A 26,350-nucleotide genomic window follows, 5' to 3' on the forward strand; every position below is an offset into this window, starting at 1 on the left:
AGGTGCCGGCCGGCGGTCGGCGGCCCGGGTCCCATGGCTTCGGTCACGGGACCCGGGCCGTTCCGCGTGCCGAGCTCCGGGAACGGGCGGGCGGGCTCGCGGGCTCACGGGATCTCCGACGGAAGCCGGGGGACCGGGGGACCGGGGAGCCCGGTGCGGCCGGGAACGGACCGCGAGCGGCCCGTCCCTGACGGGCCGGCGGCGGATCAGTGCTCGTGGCCCGGATCCTCCGGGTCGTAGCCCGGGATGGTGCCGTCCTCCTTCGCCACCAGGAAGAGGCCGACCATCCCCATATCGGAGTGGCTCTGCACATGGCAGTGGTACATCCACGCCCCGGCGCCCACGCCCTCGCCCGCGATCACCTGGAAGCCGAAGGAGTCGGCCGGGCCGGTGATCTTGTTGTCGATGATCGGGGTGCGGTCGTCGGGGCCGTCGAGCAGACCGGTGCGGTTGTCGGCCCAGCGGTGCCCGTGCACATGGAACGTGTGGTAGTACTCGCCGTGCGTGATCGAGATGAACTCGACCCGCTCGCCCAGCGTGGCCGTGACGTCGTAGCGGTCGTCGGCGGCCCGGTTGTTGATCGTCATGTCGTTGAAGACGATGGTGTACTGCTTGTCCGGCAGCAGGTCGCCCGCCCGGCGCACGATCAGCGGGCCGTACAGGCCCTTGCGGATGCCGGCGGTGCCGTGCGGGGTGCCGACCACGTGGTCGTGGTAGTGCCAGTAGCCCGCGCTCCCGGGGTTCCAGGTGCCGTCCGCGCGGCGGCCCGGCTCGTGGGTGCGCCAGGTGTAGGTGTAGCGCTCGCCCGGATCCACCGTGGACCCGCTCATGCGGGTGCCGTCGCTGGTGATCTCGTAGTCCACGCCGTGCGGGTGGAGGCTGAGGGTGACGTCCGAGAGGTTCACCAGCTCGATGTGGAGGGTGTCGCCCTCCGTCATCTCCAGCAGCGGGCCCGGGACGGTGGCCTTGCCCGGCTTGAGGCCGTAGCCGAGCTGCCCGCCCGGCAGGTTCTCCGCGTAGAGGGTGAGGTGCCGCTCCTCGCCGCCGGCCTTCGCGGTGCGCACGGCGGCGTTCGTCCGTGCGGGCGCGGCGGCCGGGGTCGCCGCCGAGGCGGCGGTCGCGGTGGGGGCGAGGGCGGGCGCGGCCAGGGCCGCGGCGGCGGCCACCCCGCCGGTGAAGGACCGCCGTGAGAAGAAGCGCCGGGAGACGCCTGTCTCGGTCATCGTGTCTCTCCCATCCCTGCCGGGCCCCTGCCTGTGCCGGGGCCCTGCGGCTGTTCAGCGGGTCGGCGGCGGTGGCCGGGCGTACGGACCGCCGGCCGCCGGGGGCGCCGGTGGCCGGTGGCCGGCCGTCAGGTGTCGTCGGAGCCAGGTGTCGTCGGTGGGCGGTGGGGACGGCGCCGGTCCCCGCCGGTACCCGCGGCGGGCGCGGCGGGGACGGCGGAAACAAGCGGCCGGTCCGGGGAATCCACGGCCGGGACGGCATCAAGGTAGCCGCCGCCGGACAGTTTCTCTAGCGCCAGGACAAAGTTTGTCGATGTGCGGTCATACCTATTGGCGGCTCGTCAAAAGACCTCTAGCTTCGAGACATTGCTGGGATCGCAGAGGGGTGAGAGAGCCATGCGGGTGAATCCGCAGCCGGAACCCTCGGCTCGACGAGGGCGCAGAAGCCGGAGCCGCAGAGGCCGCGCGTGCACCACGGCGCTGCTGGCCGCCGGCCTGACCGTGACCATGCTGGGAGGGACACCCGTCTCGGCGGCGCCTCCCGAGGGGGAGCGCCCGGCGTCCGCGCCGGTCCCGCTCTCCGTCGAGACCGCCGGGACCGCCGCGCAGGCCGCCGCGCCGCCCGGCGGATCCGCCCCCGGGACGGTGAAGGTGCTGGTCTTCCACGCCTCCGGCGAGCAGCCGTCGGCCCGGGCCCGGGCGGCGGCCGAGGCCGTGGAGGAGATCGGCTACGAGGGCCCGGCGGCCCAGCGGTTCGCCGTGGAGGCGACCGGCGACCCGGCCGTCTTCGCCAACGCGCAGAAGCTGCGCCAGTACAACGCGGTGGTCTTCGTCGACACCGCCGGCGACGTGCTGAACAACGCCCAGGAGGACGGCTTCCGCGCCTATGTGGAATCCGGCGGCGGCTTCCTCGGCGTGCACGACGCGGCCCGCACCGAGCCGGACTCCTCCTGGTTCACCGGCCTGATCGGCACCCGGCCCGCCGCCGGCGGCCCGGCGAACGTGCAGCGCGCCACCGTCGAGGTCGGCGACGACGACCACCCGGCCACGGCGGACCTGCCGCAGGAGTGGTCGCGGCGGGACGTCTGGCTCAACTGGAAGCCCAGCCCCTCCGGCGACGTGCACACCGTGGCCCGGGTGCGCGAGCGCACCTACAGCCCCGGCACCGACGCCCTCGGCTGGGACCACCCCGTCTCCTGGTGCCGCGACTACCGCGGCGGCCGCTCCTTCTACACCGGCATGGGCGGCACCGCGGACAGCTTCGGCGAGGAGCGGTTCCGCACCCATCTGCGCGGCGCCCTGCTGTGGACCTCCCGGCTCGCCCGCGCCGACTGCCAGGCGACCATCACGGGCAACTACACGGCGGAGCGGGTCACCCCGCCCAACGCCGCCGGCCAGTCCGACGTGATCGGCGAGCCGCACGGCCTGGTCACCGCCGAGGACGGCCGGGTGTTCTACATCGGCCGCGGCGGCGGCGCCAACAGCGACCCCGTCGTCACCGACTGGAACGACCCCGACATCGGCCTGGGCATGGGCACCGTCCACGTCTGGGACCCCGGCACCGGCAAGGCGAAACTCGCCGGCGTGCTGGAGGTCTTCGGCAACAAGGGCGGCGGCGGGGAACTCGTCAAGAACGAGGAGGGGCTGCTCGGCATCGAGCTGGACCCGGACTTCGCCGAGAACGGCTGGATCTACCTGCACTGGACCCCGCACTCGGAGATCGACCGGGAGAACCACCTCGGGCAGCGCCGGGTCTCGCGCTTCACCCTGGACCACGCCACCAACCGGATCGACACCGCCTCCGAGAAGGTCCTCCTGGAGTGGGAGGTGCAGATCCACAGCTGCTGCCACGCCGGCGGCGGCATGGCCTGGGACTCCCGCGGCAACCTCTACATCGCCACCGGTGACACCAACTCCTCGCAGTTCAGCGACGGCTACTCGGGCAACAACCCGCAGCCGAACTTCAAGGGCGTGTCCTTCGCCGACGCCCGCCGCACCTCCGGCAACACCAACAACCTCAACGGCAAGATCCTCCGCATCCACCCCGAGGACGACGGCACCTACACCGTCCCCGAGGGCAACCTCTTCACCGGCGCGGAGGAGGGCGGCGGCAAGACCCGCCCGGAGATCTACGTGATGGGCGTCCGCAACCCGTCGCGCATCTCCGTCGACCCGGCCACCGACACCCTGCACGCCGGCTGGGTCGGGCCGGACGCCGGGGAGCCCAGCCCCACCTGGGGGCCGGCGAAGTACGACACCTTCGCCGCCATCCACAGCGCCGGCAACCACGGCTGGCCCTACTGCATGGGCAACAAGCAGCCCTACCGGGACCGCAACCTGCCCGACCCGACGAAACCCCTCGGCTGGTACAACTGCGACAAGCCGAAGAACGAGTCGCCCAACAACGACGGCCTGGTCGACCTGCCGCCCGTGAAGTCCAACACCATCTGGTACTCGCCGCAGGGCGGCGGCCCGGACTTCCCGCGCAACGGCGACGGCGTCCCGTCCTACAGCAACGACGACGCGCGCTACCTGCTGCCCTGGCTCAAGGGCGGCTCGCAGGCCGCGATGAACGGCCCCGTCTACCGGCACGACCCGTCCGGTGACGGCGCCGGACGCTGGCCCGCCTACTGGGACGGCAAGTGGTTCGTCGGCGACTTCTACGACGGCGACCAGCCGCGCCACGCCATCACCCTGGACCCGGACACCTCCGACAAGGGCGGGCTGCCCGTCCACGCCGAGAGCCTGGACAAGATCATCCCCGTCGGCAGCACCGGCATCCGCAACCTGATGGACTGGAAGTTCGGCCCCGACGGCGCGCTCTACGTGCTCGACTACGGCCGGGGCTTCTTCACCTCCACCGACGAGTCGGCGCTGTGGCGCGTCACCTACACCGGCGGCGCCGCGACCCCGGCCGCCGGCGACCTGATCTCCGGCGACCCGTCCGCCGGAGCGAAGGGGAGTGACCGATGAGCACAGCGACCCCGTACCCCGCGGTGGTCCGCTCCCGTGGCCTGTTCGCCGCCCTCGTGGTGGCGCTGGTGGCCGCGCTCGGGCTGACCGCGCCGCCCGCCGCCCGCGCCGACGGCGGCGGGCGCCCCGCCACCGCCGCCGACCAGGTGCTGACCTGGACCGCGGACAGCGACATCACCCGCTACAAGACGGCCCCGCAGACCGCGGTGGCCGGGCCTGCGACGATCGTGTTCGAGAACAGCGAGGCCACCGGCAACACCACCGGGATGCCGCACACGCTGACCTTCGACACCTCCGATCCCTCCCGCTACAACGCCGACGTCGACCTCAACATCCTCGCCAACCCCTCCGACGCCAACGGCGGCAAGTACACCGCCGAGGTCACCCTCACCCCCGGCACCTACCGCTACTACTGCACCATCCCCGGCCACGGCTCCATGCAGGGCACCCTCGTCGTCACCGACGGGGGCGGCGGCGAGGAGGACACCGAGGCGCCCGAGGTCTCGCACGAACTGAGCGGCGCCCAGAACTCCGACGGTGCCTACCTCGGCGGCGCGACCGTCGCACTCTCCGCCACCGACCCGGGCTCCGGCGTGGAGTCCGTCGAGTACGCCCTGGACGACGGTGACTTCACCGCCTACGCGGAGCCGTTCACGGTGGACACGGTGGGCGAGCACACCCTGCGCTACCGGGCCACGGACCGGGCGGGAAACACCTCCGAGGTGGCGACCGTGGAGTTCACCGTCGCCGAACCCCCGGCCGACGACACCACGGCCCCCGAGACCTCCGCCGAGGTCTCCGGCGACCGGAACGACGACGGCGCCTACCTCGGCACCGCCACCGTCACCGTCAGCGCCTCCGACTCCGGCTCCGGTGTGAAGAGCATCGAATACGCGCTGGACGACGGCGAGTTCACCGGCTACACCGCCCCCGTGGCGGTGGACACGGTGGGCGAGCACACCCTGCGCTACCGGGCCACCGACCACGCGGGGAACACCTCCGAGGAGAAGTCGGTGGAGTTCACCGTCGCCGAACCCCCGGCGCAGGACACCACCGCCCCGGAGGTCTCCGCCGAGGTCACCGGTGACCGGAACGACGACGGCGCGTATGTGGGCGCCGCCACCGTCACCCTCACCGCCACCGACGAGGAGTCCGGCGTCGCCCGCGTCCAGTACTCCCTCAACGGCGGCCCGTACCTCGTCTACGCCGACCCGGTGCGCATCGACCGGGCCGGCGACCACCTGGTCCGCTACCGCGCCACCGACAAGGCCGGCAACACCTCGGCCGCCCGCTCCCTCGACCTCACCGTCGCCGAGGAGGAGATCAGCGAACCCGACTGCCCCGAGACCGACAACCGCCGCACCGTCATCGTCGGCACCGTCGACACCGGGGTGCCCAACCGCGTCACCGGCGACGGCTGCACCATCAACGAGCTGATCGAGGACGAGCGCGGCTGGGACGGCGAGCGGGACTTCCTCCGCCATGTCCAGGGCGTCGCCGGGGACCTCCGTGACCAGGGCGTCGTCGACCAGCGCGAACACGACCTGCTGGTGAAGGCCGCCCGCGACTCCGGCATCGGCACCGAGGGCCGCACCGAGGGGTACCGCACCCTCTTCGACGGCTCCGCGAAGTCCTTCGCCGAGTGGGAGCACGTCGGCGGCGGCGCCTTCGGCCTCAGCCGCGGCGACGCGATGACCAGCTCCACCACCCGCGCGGGCATGGGGATGCTCTGGTATCCGAACCGCCAGTACGGGGACTTCTCGCTGCGCCTGCAGTTCCGCGACGACGCGCCCGGCGACGGCCGCACCAACAGCGGGGTCTTCGTCCGCTTCCCCGACCCCGACTGGCATCCGGGGGAGACCCGCCCGGAGTGGGTCGCCATCAAGTACGGCCACGAGAACCAGATCTTCGACCGGCCGGACGGCGACATGTACAAGACGGGCTCCGTCTACGGCTTCGACAAGGTGAACCTGGCGGGCGCCGGGGTGGAGGAGAAGGGCGTCTGGAACGACTACGAGGTCCGCGTGGTCGACCAGCGCTACTGGATCTTCCGCAACGGGGTCCTGCTCAACGTCTTCGACAACGACCCCGGCCTCCTGTTCAACCCGGCGCGCGCGGACGACCCGGGCACCGCCGGCCGGCAGTACCGGCACGGGTTCATCGGGCTCCAGACCCACGGCACCACGGATGTGATCTCCTTCCGCAACGTCCGCATCCAGGAGCTGTGACCACCCCCCCCGGTGACGGCCCGCACGGAGCCCGCAGGAATGAAGAGGGGCGGCCCCGGCACGGAACTCCCGTGCCGGGGCCGCCCCGTGCCGTCCTCGTCCGCCCCCGCGCGCGGCGCACCACCGCCGTGGCCGGTTCCCGCCGGTCCGGGACGGCCCGGGAGGCCGGTGGAGGTGAGGGAGCGGTGACGGGGGCTGCGCGAGCGCCCGGGAACAGGGGATCATGGAGCGTGTCCACCCCGCCGAACCTCCCAGCGCCCGAGCCGGACGACCCCACCGGCCGTCAACCCGCCGGTCCGCGACCACAGATGGTGGTCTGCGGCGACGACGCGCTGGCGCACCGTCTCGCCGCCGAGCTCTCCGGCATGTACCGGGAACCCGTCACCCTCGTCCTCCCGCCCGCCCGCGGGCGCTCCGGCCACACCCCGGCCGGTATCCCGGGCCGCCGCGAACCCGTCGCCCCCGTCCGCGTCCTGGAGGCCCGCACCGTCGACGACGACGTGCTCACCGAGGCCGGGGTGGGCACGGCGCAGGCCCTGGCCCTGGTCCACGACGACGACGAGGTCAACATCCACGCCGCCCTCCGCGCCCGCCGGCTCAACCCCCGGCTGCGGCTGGTCATCCGGCTCTACAACCGCAAACTCGGCCGCCACCTGGAGGAACTGCTCGACCGGTCGGTGGAGATCCAGGCGCCCGACCTCGACGCCCGCGCCATCGACGCCTCCACCACCGTCCTCTCCGACGCCGACACCGCAGCGCCCGCCCTCGCCGCCGCCGCGCTCATCGGCACCAGCAAGGTCGTCCACGCCGACGGGCTGATCCTGCGCGCCGCCGAACGCGGCCCGGAGGCCGGCGGCGGGGCCGCGGGCGGACCGCCGTCGCTGTGCACCCTCGCCCTGCTCTCCTCCGACGACAGCCCCGACGCGGGCGAGGGCTCCGAGGCCAGCGGCGCCCGCGGCCCGCTGCTCCTCCCCGACGACGAACTGACGGCCGACTCCACCGCGCGCGGCCGGGTGGTGCTGGAGGCCGTCGGCCACGAGGGCCCGCCGCCCCCGCCCCGGCTGGGCCGCACCGCGCCGCTGTCCACGCTCTTCTCCCGCCGGGTACGCGTGGCCCTGCTGGGGCTGGTGTCGGCCGTCGCCGCGCTGACCCTCGCCTCCGTCTGGCTCACCGGGGACGGCGCGCTGCACTCCGCCTATCTTTCGCTGCTCGACCTCATCGCCATCAACGAGCCCGCGCTGGAGGACGAACCCGCCCGCCAGATCCTCCAGCTCCTCTCCGGCCTGGTGGGGCTGCTCCTGCTGCCGGTCCTGGTGGCGGCCGTCCTGGAGGGGTTCGGCAGCTTCCGCTCCGCCAGCAGCCTGCGCCGGCCACCGCGCGGGCTCTCCGGCCACGTGGTCCTCCTCGGCCTGGGCAAGATCGGCACCCGGGTGCTGACCCAGCTCCACGCGCGGGGCATACCCGTGGTCTGCGTGGAGCAGGACCCCGAGGCCCGGGGCGTGGCCGTGGCCCGCTCCTACCGGGTCCCGACCGTGATCGGCGACGTCACCGAGGAGGGCGTGCTGGAGGCCGCCAAGGTGCACCGGTCCACCGCCCTGCTGGCCCTCACCAGCTCCGACTCCATCAACCTGGAGGCCGTCCTCTACGCCCGCGGGGTCGCCGGCCGGCTGCGGACGGTGCTGCGCCTGTACGACGACCGGTTCGCCGCCGCCGTCTACCGCACCCTGCGCGACTCCCACCCCGAGGCCGTCACCCGCAGCCGCAGCGTCACCTCCCTGGCGGCACCGGCCTTCGCCGGGGCGATGATGGGCCGTCAGGTGCTCGGCGCCATCCCCGTCGAGCGGCGGGTGCTGCTCTTCGCCGCCGTGGACGTGGAGGGCTGCGAGGCGCTGGAGGGCCGCACGGTGGCGGAGGCGTTCCGCCCCGGCTCCTGGCGGGTGATCGCCGTGGACGTGGCCGCCTCCGACGACCGGGCGCCCGATCTGACGGGCCTGGTGCCCCGCCAGGGCTCCGCCGGGGAACGGGAGCTGCTCTGGCAGCCGCACCCGGGGTACGTGCTGCTGACCGGCGACCGGGTCGTGCTGGCCGCCACCCGGCAGGGGCTCGCCGAACTCCTCGGGCGGCAGCCGCGGGCCGGGGCGGGGGAGCCGGAACCGGCCGGCCGCTGAGCGCGCCGGGCGCCGGGCCCGCCGGGAGTGCGGCCCTCTTCGGTTCGGCCCGGCCCCGGACGGCTCGCGGGTGACGCCCCGGCCCGTCCCGGCGCCTCCGCCCCGCAACGGCGAGGGCCCGTCCGCACCCCGCCGGAGCGGTGGTGCGGACGGGCCCTCGCCGTTGCGGGCGGTCCCGCGGGACCTCCGGGTCAGACCTTGGCGGCCGGCTCGGGGGTGTCCGGCTCCCCGGAGTCAGGGGAGTTGACGCGTCCTTCGCGGACCAGACGGAGGAAGGAGGAGAGCTCCCGCTTGACGATCGGGGCCAGGAAGTAGAGGCCGATGATGTTCATGACGGCCGCGAGGAAGAGCATCGCGTCGGCCATGTTCATCAGGGCGCCGAGGGTCAGCAGCGAACCCGCGGCGACCGTGACGCTGAACAGCACCTTGTAGATGTTCTCGCTGGTGCTGCTGCGGCCGAAGAGGTAGGTCCAGCACTTCAGGCCGTAGTAGCTCCAGGTGATGATCGTGGAGAAGGCGAAGAGCAGCACCGCGACCGTGAGGACGTAGGGGAACCACGGGAGGACGGTCTCGAAGGCGTCCGAGGTGAGCGTGACACCGTCACCCGGGCCCTCGCCGGCCGCCGCCGCGTCCCGGGCGGCCTCCCAGCTCGGGGTGGAGGCGATGACGATGGTCAGCGCGGTCATGGTGCAGATCACGACGGTGTCGATGAACGGCTCCAGCAGGGCCACCAGGCCCTCGGTGACCGGGTGCCGGGTCTTCACCGCGGAGTGCGCGATCGGGGCCGAGCCGATGCCCGCCTCGTTGGAGAACGCCGCCCGCTGGAAGCCGATGATCAGCACGCCGATCACACCGCCGGCGACACCCTCGGGGTTGAACGCCCCGTCGATGATGGTGGCCACGGCGTCCGGGAGGGCTGTGATGTTGACGCCGATGACGATGAGACAGGCGGTGACGTAGATACCCGCCATCGCGGGGACCAGCCGGCTGGTGACGTTGGCGATGGAGCGGATTCCACCGAGCAGGACCAGGGCGACCAGCGTGGCCAGCAGCACACCGAAGATGAGGGCGCCGAGGGAGTTGCCGAAGATGCCGTCCTCGCCGCCGGTGACCGAGCGGAGCTGGGTGAAGCTCTGGTTGGCCTGGAAGAGGTTGCCACCGAAGAAGGTGAAGAAGAGCAGGGAGACCGCCACACCGACGGCGAGCACCTTGCCGACGCCGGCCATGCCACGCTCGGCGAGGCCCTTGCGCAGGTAGTGCATGGGACCGCCGGAGACGGTGCCGTCCTCGTGGACGTCACGGTACTTCACACCCAGCGTGCACTCGACGAACTTCGTCGCCATACCGAGCAGACCGCAGAGGATCATCCAGAAGGTCGCGCCCGGGCCGCCGATGGTGACCGCGACGGCCACACCGGCGATGTTGCCCAGACCGACCGTGCCGGAGACCGCGGCGGTGAGGGCCTGGAAGTGGTTCACCTCACCGGGGTCGTTCTTGTCCTCGTACTTGCCGCGGACCAGGTCGACGGCGAGCTTGGTCCGCCGGGCCTGGACGAAGCCGAAATAGATGGAGAAGACGATGCCCGCGATGACCAGCCAGCCCACGATCCAGGGGAAGGGGGTGGGGAAGATCCCGAAGTCGGTCTCGTAGAAGACCCACTTGCCCAGGAAGTCGGAGACGGGGTTGAAGAACCCGTTGACGGATTCCTCGATCGTCGAGGTGAATGAATCGCTTGCCATGAAGGAAACCTCGGGCTGGTGTGGAGCTGAGGACGAGGACGCGCCTCCCTGTGGTCGAAGGGAGTGCGCTGATACGACAGATTGGGAGTTCCTACCACGGAGAGCAACCACCATGGTGTGATGTGGGTCACTCCAGTTGCCCCCTATGGTCGTTTTATTCCTCCATCGCCGGACAAAATTCCAGGACGGTTTCGCTATACAGCAATGCCGGACCGGTGAGCGGGGCGAAATCGAGCACGGAACGTTACGGGATCGAAATGCGATCCGGAATGCGGCGGTGCTCCTTGCGGTGCTCCTTGCGGCGGGCACGCGCAAGGGCCGGGCCCGAAGGCCCGGCCCCTCGTCCGGCCGCCGCGCCGCTGCGGGAGCGGCGCGGCGGGAGAGCGGTCCCGGCCCGCTGGGAAGGGTTCCCGGAGCCAGGACGCGGGTCAGCGGGTCAGCGGGTCACGACATGGCGCTCGTCGGGCACGCAGTGCGTCATGGTGAGCCCGGAGACGTCGCGCGGCGGGTTCTTGCCGAGGTTCGCCAGCCGCCGCTCGTCCTCCTCGGTGAGCGTCTGCCCCGGCAGCGGCTCCAGGTGGGCCACCTCCGACGGGTCGACGCCCAGGCCCTCGGCGACCCGCAGCCCCAGGTCGTTCTCGACCAGCAGGAAGTGCCAGAGCATCCGCTCGCGCACCCGGCGGTCGCACTGGGAGAGCAGATCGGTGAAGTTGCGCACCAGGTCGTCCCGCTCCCACTCCTCCATCAGCAGATAGCGCTGGCCGGCCTGGAGGTAGTCGTTGGTGCGGGGGATCCGCTCGCGGGTCAGCCGGCCGGTGATCTCCGGGCCCTGCTCGCCGTGCGCGGGGCCGGGCGCCTCCTGGAGCCCGCCCAGGATCGACGGCTCGTAGTTGACCTGCGGGTCGTGCGTGTCCGACTCGCCGCCGTCGACGCCGTAGGCCATCTGCCCGTCGCGCTGGTTGGTGCGCACCCGGGCGTTCTTCGCCTGGTTGACGGGGAGCTGGAGGTAGTTCGGGCCGACCCGGTAGCGCTGGGTGTCGCTGTAGGAGAAGGTCCGGCCGACGAGCATCTTGTCGTCGGAGAAGTCCAGGCCGTCGACGAGGACACCGGTGCCGAAGGAGATCTGCTCGTTCTCCGCGAAGTAGTTCGCCGGCATCCGGTTCAGCACCATCCGGCCCACGGGCCGGGGCGGGAAGTCCTGCTCGGGCCAGGTCTTGGTGTCGTCCAGCGGGTCGAAGTCCAGCTCCGGGTGGTCGTGGTCGTCCATCATCTGGACGAGCAGTTCCCACTCGGGGTGCTCACCGCGGGCGACGGCCTCGTAGAGGTCCTTGGTGGCGTGGCCGAGGGAGTCCGCCTGGACGTTGGCGGCGTCCTCCTCGGTCATGCTGCGGACGCCCTGCTTGGGCATCCAGTGGTACTTGACCAGCTTGGTGTTGCCGTCCGCGTCCACCCACTTGTAGGTGTTGACGCCGAAGCCCTGCATGTGGCGGTAGTCCGCCGGGATGCCCCGCGGGGAGAACAGGTTGACCAGCATGTGCATGGCCTCGGGCGTCTGCGACATGAAGTCGAAGATGCGCCCGGGCTTCTGCTCGAAGGTCACCGGGTCCGGCTTCAGTGCGTGGATCACGTCGGGGAACTTGATCGCGTCGCGGATGAAGAAGACGCCCAGGTTGTTGCCGACCAGGTCCCAGTTGCCGTCCTCGGTGTAGAACTTCACCGCGAAGCCGCGCGGGTCCCGGGCCGCCTCCGAGGAGTCACGGCCGCCGATCACGGTGGAGAACCGGACCGCGACGTCGGTGCGCCTGCCGCGTTCCTGGAAGAGCTTGGCGCGGGTGTAGCGGCTGATCGGCTCGTCGCCCCAGGCGCCGTACGCCTCGAAGTAGCCGTACGCGGTGACGCCCCGGGCGTGCACCACACGCTCGGGGACGCGCTCGCGGTCGAAGTGGCTGATCTTCTCCAGGAACTGGTAGTTCTCCAGCGTGGCCGGGCCGCGCGCGCCGATCGTGCGCTGGTTCTGGTTGTCGTGGACCGGGTGGCCCTGCCGGTTGGTGAGGAACGGGCGGCCGTCCCCCTGGCCGGCGCCCCTGGTCGATGCGTCCGTCACGGTGCTGGGCTCCTTCTTCGCCGTCTGAACTCGGTCAGCGCGCCGCTCCCGTCAGGGCGGGCGGTTGACTGCGCCTACCCCGGCGGGTGGGGGCCTAACGGGAGAACGGGGCGGAAGCGCTGATTCCGGCGGGCCGGCGGGCCGGTCCTCCGGGCGGTTCGGAGCGCTCGCAGGGAGAAGAGCGGCGGCGGAGCGGGAGGGGCCGCCCCCGGGAGCCGGGGGCGCGGCAGGGCGGCGCGGACGGCGGGAGGCGCTGTTCCTGCTGTGGGGACCGCCGGGCGTCCTCCGGCCGGAGAGCGGGCCGGCCCCGGGCGCCGCCGGACGGTGCCGGCGGGCGCGTGACCGTACGGGCGGGGGTGCGGCCTCCGCGCGGTGGCGCGACCGGACCTCCCTGGGGGTCAGACGGAGCCGTCCTCCCGGTGGTGCGTCCCGCGGGCGGCGTCGCCGCGCGGCTCGGGCGTGGCCCGGATGATCCGGGGCTCGGGCCCGGCGCCGTCCCGTTCCCCCTCCTCCTTCATGGCCCGCCGCTCGCTCTTCAGGATGCGGGCCGCCTTCCCGGCGGACCGGGTCAGCTCCGGGAGCTTCTTGGCGCCGAGGACGACGATGACGACGATGAGCAGGACGGCGAGCTCGCTGAGACCGAACATCGGCGAGGGGTTCCTCCGGGTAGCGGGGGGTGCGGACGCCCGCGGCGCGGGACCCTCGGAATCTACAGCACTGTAGACAACTGGGACAGAGGGCCGGGCGGCCCCGCCACGTCCGCGCCCCACCGGGACTGGGGCGCACGGCGCCGGCGCGGCCGGGACACCGGGATCGGCGGCCTCCGCACCCCGGACCGTGCCGCCCCGGACCGCGACCGGCCCCGGCCGGTGAGCCGGGGAGCGCGGCCCGGCGGGTGCCGGGGACGGCCGGTGCGTAGCCCCGGCGGCCGGCCGCACGGCGAAGCGCGGGGGTGTGTGGCCGCGCGCCCGGCGCGTGACGTCACGCGCCCCGCGCCCGGAAGCCGTCACTCCACCGCCCGCCCGGTGGTGGAGTAAGCGGGGCAGACGGGGTACCAGCGTCACAGGCCACCGGCCGGCCCCCGGTCCGGTGGGCCACCAGCCGCGTACCACCGCGCACCGAGGAGGAGACACCGCCATGGCCATCGCCACCGTCAACCCGGCCACCGGGGAGACGCTGAAGACCTTCGACCCCCTGGGCGACGCGGAGCTGGAGGAGCGTATCGAACGGGCGCGCCGCGCCTACCACACGCACCGCACCACCGGCTTCGGCCGCCGCGCCGACCTGCTGTGCCGCGCCGCCGACCTGCTGGAGGAGGAGCGCGAGGACATCGCCCGGACGATGACCACGGAGATGGGGAAGACCCTCACCGCCTCCCGCGCCGAGGTCGCCAAGTGCGTCAAGGCGATGCGCTGGTACGCGCGGAACGCCGAAGGGCTGCTGGCCGACGAGGAGCCGGCCGCCCCCGACGTGGAGGACTCCGGCGCCAACCGGGCGTTCGTCCGCTACCGCCCGCTGGGCGTGATCCTCGCCGTCATGCCGTGGAACTTCCCGCTGTGGCAGGTGATCCGCTTCGCCGCGCCCGCGCTGATGGCAGGCAACGTCGGACTCCTCAAGCACGCCTCCAACGTCCCCCAGACCGCGCTCTACCTGGAGGACCTCTTCCACCGCGCGGGCTACCCGAACGGGTGCTTCCAGACGCTGCTGATCGGCTCCGGGGCCGTCGAGCGGATCCTGCGTGACCCGCGGGTGGCCGCCGCGACCCTCACCGGCAGCGAGCCGGCCGGCCGCGCGGTGGCCTCGGTCGCCGGGGACGAGGTGAAGAGGACGGTGCTGGAACTGGGCGGCAGCGATCCGTTCGTCGTCATGTCCTCCGCCGACGTGGAGAAGGCCGCCGCGACCGCCGTGACCGCGCGGGTCCAGAACAACGGCCAGTCCTGCATCGCGGCCAAGCGCTTCATCGTGCACACCGACGTCTATGACGCGTTCTGCTCCCGCTTCACCGAGGCCATGGCGGCCCTGACCGTCGGCGACCCGATGGCCGAATCCACGGACGTGGGGCCGCTCTCCAGTGAGCGGGGCCGCGCCGACCTGGAGGAGCTGGTGGAGGACGCCCGGGTGCGCGGCGCCGACGTGCTCTGCGGCGGGCGGCGGCCCGAGGGGCTGCCCGACGGCTGGTACTACGAGCCGACGGTGCTGGCCCATGTCACCCCCGAGATGCGGATCCACCACGAGGAGGCGTTCGGCCCCGTCGCGTCCCTCTACCGGGTCTCCGGGGTGGACCAGGCGATCGAGGTCGCCAACGACACACCGTTCGGGCTGAGTTCGAATGTGTGGACGCGGAGCCCGGAGGAGCAGCGTCGTTTCGTCCGCGACCTGGAGGCGGGCGCCGTCTACGTCAACGGCATGACCGCCTCGCACCCCGCCCTGCCCTTCGGCGGGATCAAGCGTTCCGGCTACGGGCGTGAACTGGCCGGGCACGGCATCCGCGAGTTCTGCAACGCCACGACCGTCTGGTTCGGGCCGTCGCACGCCGAGCCGGGGCCCGTCGGCGGCGACTGAGCCGGCCGGCCGGCCGGTGCCGTTGCCGGCCGCCGCGCGGCCCGTGCCCCCGACAGGTCCAGGGCCGCGTCCCCCGTCACGACCGTGTCCCCGTTCATGTCCCCCGTCCCCCGTCCCCGTCCACCAGGACGGGGACACCCCGGTCCGGAGGGGCACCGGCCGGGTACGCGTTCCCCCGTCCCCTCCGGCGGGCGCCGCCCCGGGCGGCCCCCGCCGGACCTGGACCACACCACTGGAGAGCTGATGACGAGTCCGCATCCCGACCCCGTCCCGCCGGCCCCGACGCCCACCCCGGGCCCCGGGCCGAACCCCGTCCCCGACCCGCTGCCCCCGGCCCCTACGCCCCCGCCGGAGCCCGGGCCAGGGCCGGGCCCGGGCCCGCGGCCGGGGCCCGGGCCGAACCCGGGACCCACGCCCGTCCCCGAACCGGACCCGGTCCCCCCGGTGCCGCCCGGCCCCAGCCACCCGGAGCCGGGGCCCGAACCACAGCCCGGTCCCAGCCCGGTCGGCGGAACGGCGGGGAACTGAACCATGGATCTGCTCGATGCCTTCGACAACGCCTGGCTGGAGTTCGACCGCCGGGTGCACCGCGTCGGAGCCGAACAGTGGGACGAGCCCACGCCCTGCGCCGACTGGACGGTGCGCGATCTGGTGAACCACCTGACCGCCGAGCACCTGTGGGCGCCCTGGCTGCTGCGCGGCGCCACCCTCGCCGAGGTCGGCGACCGCTTCGAGGGGGATGTCCTCGGGGACGACCCCGTCGCCGCCTGGGAACGGGCCGCCGCCGAGTCGCACGACGCCTTCCACCGGCCGGGCGCCCTGGAGGGCCGGGTGCACACCAGCGGCGGGCCGTCCCCCACCACCGAGTACGGCTGGCAGATGACCACCGACCTGGCCGTACACGCCTGGGACCTGGCCCGGGGCATCGGCGACGACGACACCCTGGACGAGGAACTCGCCGGCGAACTCCACGAGCGCACCGCGCCCCTCGCCGACTCCCTCCAGGGCTCGGGGCTGTTCGCGGCACCCGTGTCCGTACCCGGGACCGCGCGGGCGCAGGACCGGCTGGTCGGGCTGCTCGGCCGCGAGCCCTGACCCGCGCGGGCCGGGCGCGCGGGCTCTGACGGGCGCCTGGCCGGTCCCGCCGGGGCGCACCCGCAGGCCCGGGCGGCGACGGCGGCCCGGCCCGGCGGGCGCGGTGCCGTGGGTGCGGTCGCGTCATCAGCGCCGGGCCAGGCTGGGGCTCCCGGCGGTCCACGGAAGGGGATCCCACGCCGCTCGGGTCTCCCCGGCGCTATTCCCGCCCGCGGTTCCACCGGCCGAACCTCCGCGCCGGCGGGGCCGCTCACCGGCGGGACGCCGCCCGGCCGCCCTCCCGTGCCCGGGCCGGTACGCGCCGGCGAGCGGACCGCCCGCCCGCACCGTGCCCGGTGGACGGCCCGGACGGACGGAGTCCGTCACCGGTGGGGGCGGCCTCCCCGCCGGCGGAGGCCCCGCCAGGAGCGGAGGGCGTCCCACCGGCCGGGCGGGGCACCGCCGCTCCCGTCCGCGGCTCCTGCCGGGCCCCGGTCCTCGGCCCCGGTTCCGGCCCCGCCGGGGGCCGTGGCCGCCCACCGCGCCCGCCGCCGGCGCAGGGCCGGCCGCAGCGCCCAGGCCAGCGCGGCGCCGAGGAGAACCACCGCCCCGGTGTACGCCGCCGGGCGGCCCGCACCGTCGCCGTCCGGCTCGGGCGTGACGGTGGTCCCGGCGCTGTTGACCCCCGGCGGTGGCGCGGGCAGCGGGTCCCCCGGGCGCACCGGGTTGAGGGTGCCGACCGACGGCGCGTCACCGGCCACCGAGAAACCCCAGTCGAGCAGGGCCCGCGCCTCCTGGTAGACGGCGTGCGGCGCGCCGGACGTCGGGTTCATCACCGTCACCAGCAGCGTGCGCCCGTCCCGCCGGGCCGCCGCGGCCAGGGTGTTCCCCGCATGCGTGGTGTAGCCGTTCTTCACCCCGACCGCGCCCGGGTAGGGCGTCACCCCGGGCCCGCCGCTCAGCAGCCGGTTGGTGTTGGCGACTGCGTAACCGCCGAGCTGCCGCCCCGCCGCGTCCCGCCCGGTGGGGAAGTGGGTCCGGGCCAGTCCGCAGTAGCGGGCGAAGTAGGGCTGGGCGAGCCCGGCGCGGGCGAAGAGGCTGAGGTCGTACGCCGAGGAGACCTGGCCCGGGGCGTCGTAGCCGTCGGGCGAGACGACGCGGGTGTCGGTCGCCCCCAGCATCCGCGCCCGGGCCCGCATCTGCCGCACCGTCCGCTCCACCGAGCCGTTCATCGCCGCCAGGACGTGGACCGCGTCGTTGCCGGAGGCCAGGAAGACTCCCCGCCACAGATCGGCCACGGTGTACCGGTGGCCGGGCTTGAGGCCGACCATGCTGCTGCCCGCGCCCACCGCCCGGAGATCCTCGTCCCGGACGGTGCGCAGCGAGTCCTGCGGGAACCGGGGGAGCAGGGTGAGGGCGAACAGCATCTTCAGGGTGGACGCGGGCGGCAGCCTGCGGTGGGCGTCCTTGGCCGCCAGGACCTGGCCGGTACGGGCGTCGGAGACCATCCACGAACGGGCCGACAGATCCTGCGGCAGGGTGCGGGCGGCCCGCCCGGCCGGCACGTGCAGACCGGGACCGGCCGGCGGGCGTACGGCGTGGACCGCGGGCCGCTGTCCGGCCCGGTGGGCGTGGCGGCCGTCGTCCGGGGCGGCCGGGGCGGTCCGGGCCGCCGGCGCCGCCGTGGCCGCCGACGAGGGGCCGCCGGCGAGAAGGGCGAGGAGGGCGGCCGCGACGGCACCGGCCCGCAGGGGGAATCCGGGGGTTTTGTCCATGTCTGCACCGTAGGAACGGTTCGACCGCCGTGCCGCGTGTTCCTGCTCCATACGGGAAGCGGTGGCCGAGCGGCCGACGTACCGTCAAATCGCCGTGATGGCAGGGGGAATGGGCGGGCGGCCGCCCCGGCGGAACCGGCGGGGCACGGTCCTGCCGGTCTCCCGGCCGGCGCTCGGCCTGCCTGCCCCGAACGCCGCGCCCGGCGGCCGGGGGCCGGGGGTCAGGGCGGCGGCCGGGAATCCGGAGCTGGAGGGCGGACCGTTCCCGCCGTGGCCGGGCTCCCGCGTGCCGCAGCGAAGTCCCCGGAGACCGGAGAGCGGTGGCCCGGGAGGCCGGCCGCCGCGTGCGGGACTCGGCCGCGGCGGCCGGGGCCGCGCGGGTGCGCGGTCCGCGGTGGGCGGCGCCGCAGGGCGGTCCGCGGCGGCCTTGACCACGTGGCGGTGGGAGGGGGAGCGGGAAGAGGGGCGGCGGCCCGCCGTCAGCCGGCCCGCTCCGCCGGGACGACGAAGACGACGCCACGGCCCGCCGCCGTGCCGGTGCGCCGCTCGCCGGGGGAGAGCAGCACGCCGGGCTCGCCGCCGCAGTCGGGCGCCGGGTACAGCTGGGCGGCCAGATCGGTGTCGTTGCGGAACGCCGAGGGGGCGTCCCCCTCGAAGGGATAGCAGATGCCGACGCGGGGGGCGTCGATCCGCTGCCCGGGCAGCTTCTCCCCGTAGGTGAAGGAGAGCCCGCCCGGTGCCTGGGGGGCGGCGGCCGCCGGCGGGCGGTTGCTGTCCTCGGTGGGGGCCGGGTCCCCCGAGGAGGCCAGCTCGGCCCCGACGAGCACGGCGGCGATGACGCCCGCGGCCGCCGCGACGGACAGGTATCTGGTCAACACGCGCACGGTTCCTCCAGGTCGGCGGTTCGCCGGGCGGGCGGCGGATGCACCTTCTCGTCCTGCACCCTGCCGCCTGGCGGCCCGCCGGACCGGAAGACATGCCGTGAAATAACCCGATAAGCCTATTAATCGAGGTCCAGGCTTCCCCCCGGCCGGTCCCGGGAACCACCGGGGCCCGGGGCCGCAACGGGCGGGGCGCGGCGGAGCCGGCGAGATGCGGGGGGCCGCGACCGGCAGCACAGTGGGGCCATGGAGATGCTTTCGCTCAGATCCGTCGCGGAGGAACGTCTCGCCGCGGCGTACCGGGAGGACGACGGCCGGGCCGCCACCACGTCCTTCCCCGGCCACGGCCGCCGGCTGCGGCAGACCGTCATCGCGCTGCGCGGGGGAGCGGAGCCCACGGAGCACGAGAGCCCCGGCGAGGCCACCGTGCTCGTCCTCACCGGCCGGGTCCGGGTCGGCACCGGCCCGGACGACGTCGCGGAGGGCACCAACGGCGACCTCATCCTCCTCCCGGACGCCCCGCACGAGCTGGAGGTGGTGGAGGACTCGGTCCTCCTGCTCACCGTCGCCGGCGAGTGACCCACCCGGTCCGGCGGGCGCGATGCGGCACCGCCGCGACCCTGGGTGACCCCCTGCCCCGCCCCACGGCGTCACCCGGCCGCGCCACCGGACCCGCTCCCGGACCGTACCGGCGGTGACCCGGCCGAAAAATAACGGGAATCCGCGGCCTCCACGGTGAACGACGCAGGGTCACCGTCCGTACCTCCTGCCGTCAGAGGCGCACCCGCGCCGGACGGGTACAGCGGATCGCAGGAGAACAGGATGAGGAAGTGGCAGGGCGCCTCGGTCGCGGTGACGGCGGTGGCGATGATGCTGATGACGTCATGTGCGCAGGACCCGGGCGGGGCGGGCGCGACACAGCCTGCCGGGCAGCCCGGAGCCGTCACCCCGCAGGACCCGGCGGGCGGCGCGGGGCAGAATTCCGCACCGCCCGCGGGCGGCGCGGGGCAAGGGGCGCAGAAGGCCAAGCCGGCGGGACAGCTCACCATCGGGGACAGCGAGGAACTCGGCCAGGTGCTGACCGACAGCGCCGGCTTCACCCTCTACCGCTTCGAGAAGGACAAGGCGTCCCCGCCGCAGGCCACCTGTGAGGGCGACTGCGCCAAGGCCTGGCCGCCGGTCCCGGCCGCCGACGTCTCCTCCACCGCCGGGATCGACGAGGCCCTGCTGGGCGAGGTCAGCCGGGCGGACGGCACCAAGCAGCTCACCGTCGGCGGCTGGCCGATGTACCGGTACGCCAAGGACACCGAGCCGTGGCAGACCAACGGCCAGGGCATGGGCGGCACCTGGTACGCAGCCGCGCCCGACGGCAAGAAGGCGGCCGCCGGCGGGTCCGGCGGCGGGGCGGGCGGCAAGCCCGAGGGCAGCGCCCCGGCGGGAGGCGCCCAGGAGAGCCGGAACCTGCCGGCGGTCTCCACCGTTCAGGACGCCGACCTGGGCACGATCATCCGCGACGGCAAGGGCCGCACGCTCTACGCGTTCACCAAGGACAGCCGCTGGCCGATGAAGTCCAACTGCGCCGGGAAGTGCGAGGAGCTGTGGAAGCCGGTCGGCGCGGTGGACCTCAAGGACGTCAAGGGCATCACGCCGAAGCTGCTGACCACCTTCAAGCGGGACGACGGCACCGAGCAGCTCTCCATCGACTGCTGGCCGCTCTACACCTACACCGGTGACGAGAAGGCGGGTGACACCAACGGCCAGGGCGTCGGCGGCACCTGGTTCACCGTCTCCCCGAAGGGCAAGCTGATCAAGGGCTGACCCCGGCCCGTCCCGGTCCCCGCGGCCGCCGGGCCCGCGGGCCCGGCGGAGGCCCGTACCACCGTACCGACCGGCCACCCGGCCCCGTCCCGAGGCGCAGCCCACGGGACGGGGCCGGACGGCCGTCACGCCCCGGCGCCGCTGCGGTCGTGCCGCGTGACGGAAGGTGCCACAGTGGTCGGTGAGATCGTGCCGGAGGGAACGGCACACCGCTGACGGCGGCCGGCCGCGCCGGGAGGCCAGATGGGTGATCGTGACACGGCCCCCCGCGCCGGGCCGCCGGAGGAGGCCGCCCACGCCCCCGGCACCCTGGCGGCACGCCTGGAGGAGGCCACCACCGGGCTGGCCCAGGCGCTCGACGTCCGGGACGTCGTCCGCGTGGTGGAGGGCGTCCACGGCGCCGACCGGGTCGGGCCCGTGACGATGCTGGTCGGCCTGGTGGAGAAGGACCGCCTGCACATCATCGCCCGGGGTACCGACGGCACCGCACGGGCCCTCGTGACGGAGTACGCCGCCCTCGACAGCGACGACCCCCTGTGCGAGGCGGTCCGCACCGGGAAGGTCCGGCTGATCGGCACCCGCGCGGAGTTCACGGGCCGCCACCCTCGCCTGGCGCGGCGGCTGGCGGCCGTGCCGTTCGGTTCGGCCGCCTTCCTGCCCCTGGTGGCGCAGTCGCGCACCCTCGGCGCCCTCGGCGTCCTCTTCCCCGGCGAGTTCCCGGGGGAGGAGCCTTTCGGGGCCGAGGGCCGCAGCCTGTACGTCGGCTTCGCCAGCAGCCTCGCCCAGAGCCTCCAGCGCGCCATCCTCTACGACCAGGCGCACGACATCGCCGAGGAGCTCCAGGAGACGATGCTCCCCCGGGTGGAGCCCTTCCCCGGGGTCGAGGCCGCCGTGCGCTACCGCCCCGCCCGCCTCCGCAGCGAACTGGGCGGGGACTGGTACGACCTGGTGCCGCTGCCCGACGGGCGCGTGGGCGCCTTCATCGGCGACGTCACCGGCCACGACACCAAGGCCGCGGCCGTCATGGGACAGCTCCGCATCGCCCTGCGCGCCTACGCGGCCGAAGGGCACGCCCCCACCACCGTCATGGCCCGCGCCTCCGTCTTCCTGGAGGAACTGGACACCGACCGCTTCGCCACCTGCCTCTACGCCGAGATCCAGCCCGCCACCGGCGAGGTGCGCCTCGTCCGGGCCGGGCACCTCAACCCGCTGCTGCGGCAGGCCGACGGCGCCTGCCGCCCCCTTCCCGTGGCCGGCGGCCTGCCGCTGGGGCTCTCCGCCGAGTTCGGCGGGCTGGAGTACCCGGTGACCCCGGTGGAACTCGCACCCGACGAGACGCTGGTGCTCCACACCGACGGGCTCGTGGAGCGGCCCGGCACCGATCTGGAGGAGGGCTGCCTGGAACTGGTGGAGGCGGTACGCACCGGGCCGTTCCCCCTGGAGGACCTCGCCGAGCACCTCACGGCGGCCATGCACCCGCGCACCGGCGACGACGACATGGCGCTGCTGCTCCTGCGCCGCACGGCGCCCACCCGGCCGCGCGCCCCGCAGCGCCTGCACCAGCACATCGCGCCCTCGGACCCGGACTCCCTGGCCACGGCGCGCGGCATGCTCCGCGAGGCGGTCCGCGCCTGGGGCATCGAGGAGCGGGCCGACGACATCGAACTCGCCGCCGACGAACTGATCACCAACTCGCTGATCCACACCGACGGCGGCGCCGTGATCACGGCGGTGGTGCGGCCGGGCCGCGCGCGCCTGCTCCACCTGGAGGTGCGGGACCGCTCCAGCAGCTGGCCGCGCCGCCGGGAGCCCGGCGACGCCGGCACCTCCGGGCGCGGGCTGATGCTGGTGGAACTGCTGAGCGACGACTGGGGCGTGGAGTCCCGCGGCCAGGGCAAGTCCGTGTGGTGCGAGTTCCGCCTGCCCGCCACCGCCACCGCCACCGGTACCGCCACCGCCGACCCCGACGCCGACCCCGACGGCGGGGCCGCCGGTCCCCGCGCGGCGGCGGACCCCTGACCGGGCCGGCCGGTGGCCCCGCCTGAGCGGACAACCGTCACCCGCGGGGTACGAGCCTCAGGCCGCGTCGGTGCCGTGCCCGGTAAAGCTCACCTGGGCGTCGTCGTTGTCGAGGGCGATGTTGAGGGTGGCGTCCAAAGCCTTGGCGAGTTTGGCCAGGAGCGGCAGTGTGGGAACGGTGTCGGAACCTTCGATCCGGGAGATTTTCGCCTGGGTGAGGTCGGCACGGGCGGCAAGTTCGACCTGGGTGAGCCCGAGTTCGGTACGCCGGTCGTAGACTGCCTTTGCCAGAGCCATGGACAGCTGGACATCCCGACGGGTCTCGGTCACGTTCGCCGGTTCGGTGAAGCCCGCCGCGAGCTTACGCTCACGCAGGGTCTTCCAGCGGCTGTGGTTCATCGCTCCACCTCTCCTTCCTCGATGATGCGGATGAACTCCTCGTGGGCCGGTCCGTGCTCGGCCTCACAGACCTTCTGCGCGAGCTTGGCGCGCCTGACTTCCGCGTCCTCCCGCATTCTCGTCTTGCGGAAGACGGTCAGCAGGACTGCGGTGCGGTTCGGGGTAAGTCAGTAGGTGATGCGTATGGCTGCCCCGTCAAGGGTCGGTCGCAGCTCCCGGACTCCGTCACCGAGGTGGCGGGAGTAGGGCTCGCCGAGGGCGGACGCATGCTCAGCGAGTAACCCGACGTATTCGTCGATCTTGAGGAAATGCTTGGCTGGAAGCGCCTCCAGCCAGCCCCGTACTTCGGGCTCGAGTTCGACGGTGAAGAGCACCATTCACCTCACTACGCGATATGTCGCCAACAGCATACTCGGGACGGAGTGGCGGGGCGTCCCCGCTCTGCGGGGCTGCGGTCGTCCGCCGCTGAGATGCCGCTGCCGTTCCTCCGGCAACGTGCTGCTTCAAGGGTCACGATCACCAAGGCCGAGTGACGAGTCACCCGGTCACGCATCGGCTCACAGCTTCCGGAAGGTCCGTGCGTCGTCGGTGGCCGAGAGCACCAGGTCCATGCCCGCCCCGGCGGACGCCGTGACCAGGGCCGCCACCGCGCCTTCGACGAACGGCGCGTCCGCGATGCGCACCCCCGCGGGCAGCGCCTCCGGTCCCGTCTCGGCCAGCAGCGCCTTGACGGTGAGCACCGCGCTGCCCATGTCGCACAGGACGACCACCCCCGCGCCCTCGTCCACGGCCGCCACGGCACGGCGGACGAGCGCGGCGCTGGTGCCCACCCCGCCGTCCTCGACGCCGCCCGCGGGGGCGACCGGCGCCGGGTCGCCCGCGCCCACCAGGTCGCGGGCCAGGCGCGCGGTGGCCTCGGCCACCTGACGGCTGTGCGAGACGAGCACCAGGCCCACCCGGCCCGGCTCCTGCCGCGGGGTGGTCTCGGGCACGGCCTGCCGGGCGCCGGCGGCCTCCGGCTCCGCGGCCCGGCCCTCGTCCCCGTCCCGGCCGGCGGGGCGAGCCGCCCCCTGTGGTGCGGGGGCCGGTCCGGCGCCCCGAGCCGTCCCCGCCGCGTCCGGCGTCCCCTCCGGCCCGGCGGCGGCGTCTTCCGGTGCCGGGGCGCCGGGTGCGTCCTCCGGCCCGGCGGCAGGCCCCCGGGCCCCTTCGGACGCTCCTTCGGCGGACCGGTCCGGCGGGGCCGCGCCGGGGCCCTCCGCCGGGCCGGCCGCTGTCGCGTGGAGCGCCGTGAGCAGCAGCGCCGTGGAGGCCGCGCCCGGGTCCCGGTGGCCGGCGCTCCGCCCGCCGAGATAGCTGGCCCGACCCCGGCGGGCGGTCAGGCCGACGGTCGCGTCGGCACCCTCCCGCGCGGCGCGCGCCGCCGCGTCGAGGGCGCCGGGGAGATCCGCGCCCGCGCCGAGGGCCCGCGCGTACGCCTCGGCGGCCGGGTTCAGGGCGTCCACCATGGTCTTGTCCCCCGGCCCCGAGTGCCCGAGCCGGCACACGCCGGCCACCGCCGCCTCCAGCGCCTCACCCAGCGCCTCCGGGGAGACGGCCCTCTCGTCGCCGAAGACCTTGGCGGCGCGGCGCAGCACCGTCCCGTACAGCGGGCCCGAGGCCCCGCCGACCGTGCTGATGAGATGGGTGCCGAACCCCTTGAGCAGCTCGCCCGGCGTCGTGGCCGTCGCGTACGCCTTCGAGGCGATCGCGGAGTCGAAGCCGCGCCGCAGGTTGGAGCCGTGGTCCGCGTCCCCGATGGCCGAGTCCAGCTCGGTGAGGTAGCCCGCCTGCTCCCGGATGACGGCGGTGGCGCGATCCAGCCACCGGCGGAAGAAGTCGGTGTCGAGGACGGGGTCCCCCGAGGGGGCCGCGGGGACTCCGGAATCGGGGCCGGGGGAGCCGGGGGAGCCGGGGGAGCCGGGGGACACGGTCAAGGCGGTAACTCCTCGGTTCGCGGCGGCCGCCGCGCGGGGAGGTGGGGCGCGCGGCGGACGGGGCCGGGAGATCCGGTCCCGCCGTGGTCTCCAGTCTGGGGCGTGCGGCCGCCGCGCGTCGACGGTGGCGGTCCGCCGGTCGGCGCGTATGTCGGATGATCGGTGCGCGCGGCGGAGCGCGGCCGCCCCGGGCGTACGCCGTGGGCACGCGGGTCCCGCCGTCGTGGCGGCGCGCGGGTTCCGGGGAGGCGGGGGAGTACGGCCGGGACGGCCCCGGGGTCTTCCCTGGCCGCTCCAGGATGTTCGCGGTCGCGAAGGGCGGCGGCGCGGTGGAGCTGGTTCGCTCCCTGGCGGGCCGTCAGCGCGGGCCGGCGCGGCGGGACCGGTCCGGGGTACGGGACGCCGTCCGCTCACCGGGAGCGGGGCGCCGGGCGACGGCTGCCTGCGCGTCGCGCCTCTCGCGGACCCGCCGCGGCCTCCTGGCCTCCTGGCCTCCCGGTTCTCCACGCCAGCGCCTCGCCGGCGTCTCCCGCGGCTCCGCCCGCAGGCGTCCTGGCGGGCCCTCAGGTACCGGGCCGCCCGCCCCGGGTCCCTGCCCCGGGTCCCCGGGCGTGGGAAACGAACCGCCCCGCGCCGGGGACCCGGAGCGGGGCGTGAGGATCCGTCCCCGACCGGCGGCGCGGGCGGGCGGTGACCGGGACGGGGTGACGCCGCGTCACGCGACGCCGGGACACCGGGCCGCCGGGGCGTCCCCGGCGGCGGGCGGCGAACGTTCAGGGACGCGCCGTCAGGCGGTCTGGCGCATCGGCGGCAGACGGAACGGGCGCGAGCCCGGCCCACCGATGTGGGAGAAGGGCTGGGTCCGCCAGTCCAGCCCCTGCGGGAGCGTCAGCAGCAGTGCCGCCGCCTGCTCCTGGACCTCCGAACCCTCGGAGGCCGGGGCCGTCTCCTCCACGGAGCGCCCGGTTCCGGGGCAGACCGTGAGACCGAAGGGGTTCCACGGGCTGGCGCAGAGCGCGTGCTCGGGAAGGGCCTCCTCGTCGGCGAGGAGCGCGATCGGGCGCGCACAGTCCGGGCAGGTGACCCGGAACATCTCGTAGGTCTCGTGGTCCTGGCCGTCCTCCTCGCCGTCGGCCGGGCCGAGGCCCTGCGGCTCGACGGCGGTGACGGCCTGGGCGCGGTGTCCGCGGCCCGGGCGCTTCAGACTGCGCATATGTTCGTCTCTCCCCCTCGCTGGGACGGTGAGGCGCTGTGGCCTCGACCACAGCAGACTTTTCCCGCGCCCCGGCACCGGTAATCGCGGCGCTTTTCCAGGACACCGCACACGGGGTGTGGTCTTTGTCACACGGAGTGCGCCGTGGGTTCCGGGGGAGGGACGCGGCCGCGTGGCCGGTCCGGGCCTGGCCGGTTGCCC

Annotated in this window: 17 protein-coding genes and 2 pseudogenes; 8 read left to right on the forward strand and 11 right to left on the reverse strand. The window is 74.4% G+C overall.

The window, feature by feature from the left end:
- Positions 1-206 precede the first annotated feature (206 nt).
- Positions 207-1,223, reverse strand: coding sequence for a multicopper oxidase domain-containing protein (locus HCK00_RS06640; RefSeq protein ID WP_168100841.1), 1,017 nt, complete (start codon positions 1,221-1,223; stop codon positions 207-209).
- A 396-nt stretch (positions 1,224-1,619) separates the two neighbouring features.
- Here HCK00_RS06640 and HCK00_RS06645 point away from each other — a divergent pair, with 396 nt between their 5' ends.
- The 3 genes from HCK00_RS06645 to HCK00_RS06655 all read left to right on the forward strand — a co-directional run bounded on the left by HCK00_RS06645 (position 1,620) and on the right by HCK00_RS06655 (position 8,592).
- On the forward strand, positions 1,620-4,196 hold the full coding sequence (locus tag HCK00_RS06645) for a ThuA domain-containing protein (RefSeq protein ID WP_206320020.1): 2,577 nt from the start codon (positions 1,620-1,622) through the stop codon (positions 4,194-4,196).
- Positions 4,193-6,424: an OmpL47-type beta-barrel domain-containing protein gene (locus HCK00_RS06650; RefSeq protein WP_206320021.1), complete on the forward strand. Its 2,232-nt coding sequence runs from the start codon at positions 4,193-4,195 to the stop codon at positions 6,422-6,424. Before HCK00_RS06645 ends, HCK00_RS06650 begins: the two co-directional genes overlap by 4 nt.
- A gap of 308 nt (positions 6,425-6,732) precedes the next feature.
- Positions 6,733-8,592 (forward strand): NAD-binding protein, encoded by a 1,860-nt coding sequence (locus HCK00_RS06655; protein ID WP_168101043.1) that lies wholly within the window; start codon positions 6,733-6,735, stop codon positions 8,590-8,592.
- A 191-nt stretch (positions 8,593-8,783) separates the two neighbouring features.
- On the opposite strand, the gene HCK00_RS06660 is transcribed toward HCK00_RS06655, so the two are convergent.
- The 3 genes from HCK00_RS06660 to HCK00_RS06670 all read right to left on the reverse strand — a co-directional run bounded on the left by HCK00_RS06660 (position 8,784) and on the right by HCK00_RS06670 (position 13,082).
- Positions 8,784-10,331 carry an alanine/glycine:cation symporter family protein gene (locus tag HCK00_RS06660; protein WP_168100842.1) on the reverse strand — a complete coding sequence of 516 codons (1,548 nt, stop codon included), beginning with the start codon at positions 10,329-10,331 and terminating at the stop codon, positions 8,784-8,786.
- A 436-nt stretch (positions 10,332-10,767) separates the two neighbouring features.
- On the reverse strand, positions 10,768-12,435 hold the full coding sequence (locus HCK00_RS06665; RefSeq protein ID WP_168100843.1) for a catalase: 1,668 nt from the start codon (positions 12,433-12,435) through the stop codon (positions 10,768-10,770).
- Positions 12,436-12,833: 398 nt separating this feature from the next.
- Complete coding sequence (locus HCK00_RS06670) at positions 12,834-13,082, reverse strand: twin-arginine translocase TatA/TatE family subunit (RefSeq protein ID WP_168100844.1); 249 nt, start codon at positions 13,080-13,082, stop codon at positions 12,834-12,836.
- 490 nt (positions 13,083-13,572) lie between these two features.
- On the opposite strand from HCK00_RS06670, the gene HCK00_RS06675 reads away from it, so the two are divergent.
- Both HCK00_RS06675 and HCK00_RS06680 read left to right on the forward strand, forming a co-directional pair.
- Positions 13,573-14,997, forward strand: coding sequence for an NADP-dependent succinic semialdehyde dehydrogenase (locus HCK00_RS06675; protein WP_168100845.1), 1,425 nt, complete (start codon positions 13,573-13,575; stop codon positions 14,995-14,997).
- Between the two features lie 531 nt (positions 14,998-15,528).
- Positions 15,529-16,092: a TIGR03086 family metal-binding protein gene (locus HCK00_RS06680; protein WP_168100846.1), complete on the forward strand. Its 564-nt coding sequence runs from the start codon at positions 15,529-15,531 to the stop codon at positions 16,090-16,092.
- 362 nt (positions 16,093-16,454) lie between these two features.
- On the opposite strand, the gene HCK00_RS06685 is transcribed toward HCK00_RS06680, so the two are convergent.
- Together HCK00_RS06685 and HCK00_RS06690 are read right to left on the reverse strand one after the other, a co-directional pair.
- Positions 16,455-17,846: a D-alanyl-D-alanine carboxypeptidase family protein gene (locus HCK00_RS06685; protein WP_168100847.1), complete on the reverse strand. Its 1,392-nt coding sequence runs from the start codon at positions 17,844-17,846 to the stop codon at positions 16,455-16,457.
- 479 nt (positions 17,847-18,325) lie between these two features.
- Entirely contained in the window at positions 18,326-18,724 is a 399-nt protein-coding gene (locus HCK00_RS06690; RefSeq protein WP_168100848.1) for a hypothetical protein, read from the reverse strand.
- A gap of 249 nt (positions 18,725-18,973) precedes the next feature.
- On the opposite strand from HCK00_RS06690, the gene HCK00_RS06695 reads away from it, so the two are divergent.
- The 3 genes from HCK00_RS06695 (at position 18,974) to HCK00_RS06705 (ending at position 22,564) form a co-directional block, all read left to right on the forward strand.
- A complete protein-coding gene (locus HCK00_RS06695; protein ID WP_168100849.1) occupies positions 18,974-19,306 on the forward strand; it encodes a cupin domain-containing protein in 333 nt (110 codons plus the stop codon).
- Between the two features lie 243 nt (positions 19,307-19,549).
- Positions 19,550-20,545: an SCO0930 family lipoprotein gene (locus tag HCK00_RS06700; RefSeq protein ID WP_168100850.1), complete on the forward strand. Its 996-nt coding sequence runs from the start codon at positions 19,550-19,552 to the stop codon at positions 20,543-20,545.
- Positions 20,546-20,788: 243 nt separating this feature from the next.
- Positions 20,789-22,564: an ATP-binding SpoIIE family protein phosphatase gene (locus tag HCK00_RS06705; protein ID WP_168100851.1), complete on the forward strand. Its 1,776-nt coding sequence runs from the start codon at positions 20,789-20,791 to the stop codon at positions 22,562-22,564.
- Positions 22,565-22,621: 57 nt separating this feature from the next.
- Here the strand turns inward: HCK00_RS06705 and HCK00_RS06710 are convergent, their stop codons facing one another.
- The 5 genes and pseudogenes from HCK00_RS06710 to HCK00_RS06730 form a co-directional block, all read right to left on the reverse strand.
- Positions 22,622-22,963, reverse strand: coding sequence for a helix-turn-helix domain-containing protein (locus HCK00_RS06710; RefSeq protein WP_168100852.1), 342 nt, complete (start codon positions 22,961-22,963; stop codon positions 22,622-22,624).
- Positions 22,960-23,340, reverse strand: a pseudogene (locus HCK00_RS06715) (type II toxin-antitoxin system RelE/ParE family toxin). The gene HCK00_RS06710 and the pseudogene HCK00_RS06715 overlap by 4 nt, the downstream one beginning before the upstream one ends.
- Before the next feature lie 180 nt (positions 23,341-23,520).
- Complete coding sequence (locus HCK00_RS27395; RefSeq protein WP_168101044.1) at positions 23,521-23,955, reverse strand: PTS-dependent dihydroxyacetone kinase phosphotransferase subunit DhaM; 435 nt, start codon at positions 23,953-23,955, stop codon at positions 23,521-23,523.
- Positions 23,956-24,231: 276 nt separating this feature from the next.
- Positions 24,232-24,822 (reverse strand): annotated as a pseudogene (gene dhaL, locus HCK00_RS27400) (dihydroxyacetone kinase subunit DhaL); the annotation flags it as partial.
- Positions 24,823-25,723: 901 nt separating this feature from the next.
- Positions 25,724-26,149, reverse strand: a complete 426-nt coding sequence (locus HCK00_RS06730; protein ID WP_168100853.1) for a hypothetical protein — start codon at positions 26,147-26,149, stop codon at positions 25,724-25,726.
- Between the last annotated feature and the right edge of the window lie 201 nt (positions 26,150-26,350).

Origin of the sequence: Streptomyces zingiberis, assembly GCF_012034935.1 — a bacterium.
Taxonomy (GTDB): Bacteria; Actinomycetota; Actinomycetes; order Streptomycetales; family Streptomycetaceae; genus Streptomyces; species Streptomyces zingiberis.

Bases quoted from the DNA above. Each gene is read 5' to 3' on its own strand.
- HCK00_RS06670 (WP_168100844.1), bottom strand. From the start codon at position 13,082: ATGTTCGGTCTCAGCGAGCTCGCCGTCCTGCTCATCGTCGTCATCGTC.
- HCK00_RS06645 (WP_206320020.1), top strand. From the start codon at position 1,620: ATGCGGGTGAATCCGCAGCCGGAACCCTCGGCTCGACGAGGGCGCAGA.
- HCK00_RS06655 (WP_168101043.1), top strand. From the start codon at position 6,733: ATGGTGGTCTGCGGCGACGACGCGCTGGCGCACCGTCTCGCCGCCGAG.
- HCK00_RS06650 (WP_206320021.1), top strand. From the start codon at position 4,193: ATGAGCACAGCGACCCCGTACCCCGCGGTGGTCCGCTCCCGTGGCCTG.
- HCK00_RS06675 (WP_168100845.1), top strand. From the start codon at position 13,573: ATGGCCATCGCCACCGTCAACCCGGCCACCGGGGAGACGCTGAAGACC.
- HCK00_RS06680 (WP_168100846.1), top strand. From the start codon at position 15,529: ATGGATCTGCTCGATGCCTTCGACAACGCCTGGCTGGAGTTCGACCGC.
- HCK00_RS06710 (WP_168100852.1), bottom strand. From the start codon at position 22,963: ATGAACCACAGCCGCTGGAAGACCCTGCGTGAGCGTAAGCTCGCGGCG.
- HCK00_RS06695 (WP_168100849.1), top strand. From the start codon at position 18,974: ATGGAGATGCTTTCGCTCAGATCCGTCGCGGAGGAACGTCTCGCCGCG.
- HCK00_RS06685 (WP_168100847.1), bottom strand. From the start codon at position 17,846: ATGGACAAAACCCCCGGATTCCCCCTGCGGGCCGGTGCCGTCGCGGCC.
- HCK00_RS06730 (WP_168100853.1), bottom strand. From the start codon at position 26,149: ATGCGCAGTCTGAAGCGCCCGGGCCGCGGACACCGCGCCCAGGCCGTC.
- HCK00_RS06705 (WP_168100851.1), top strand. From the start codon at position 20,789: ATGGGTGATCGTGACACGGCCCCCCGCGCCGGGCCGCCGGAGGAGGCC.
- HCK00_RS06660 (WP_168100842.1), bottom strand. From the start codon at position 10,331: ATGGCAAGCGATTCATTCACCTCGACGATCGAGGAATCCGTCAACGGG.
- HCK00_RS06640 (WP_168100841.1), bottom strand. From the start codon at position 1,223: ATGACCGAGACAGGCGTCTCCCGGCGCTTCTTCTCACGGCGGTCCTTC.
- HCK00_RS06700 (WP_168100850.1), top strand. From the start codon at position 19,550: ATGAGGAAGTGGCAGGGCGCCTCGGTCGCGGTGACGGCGGTGGCGATG.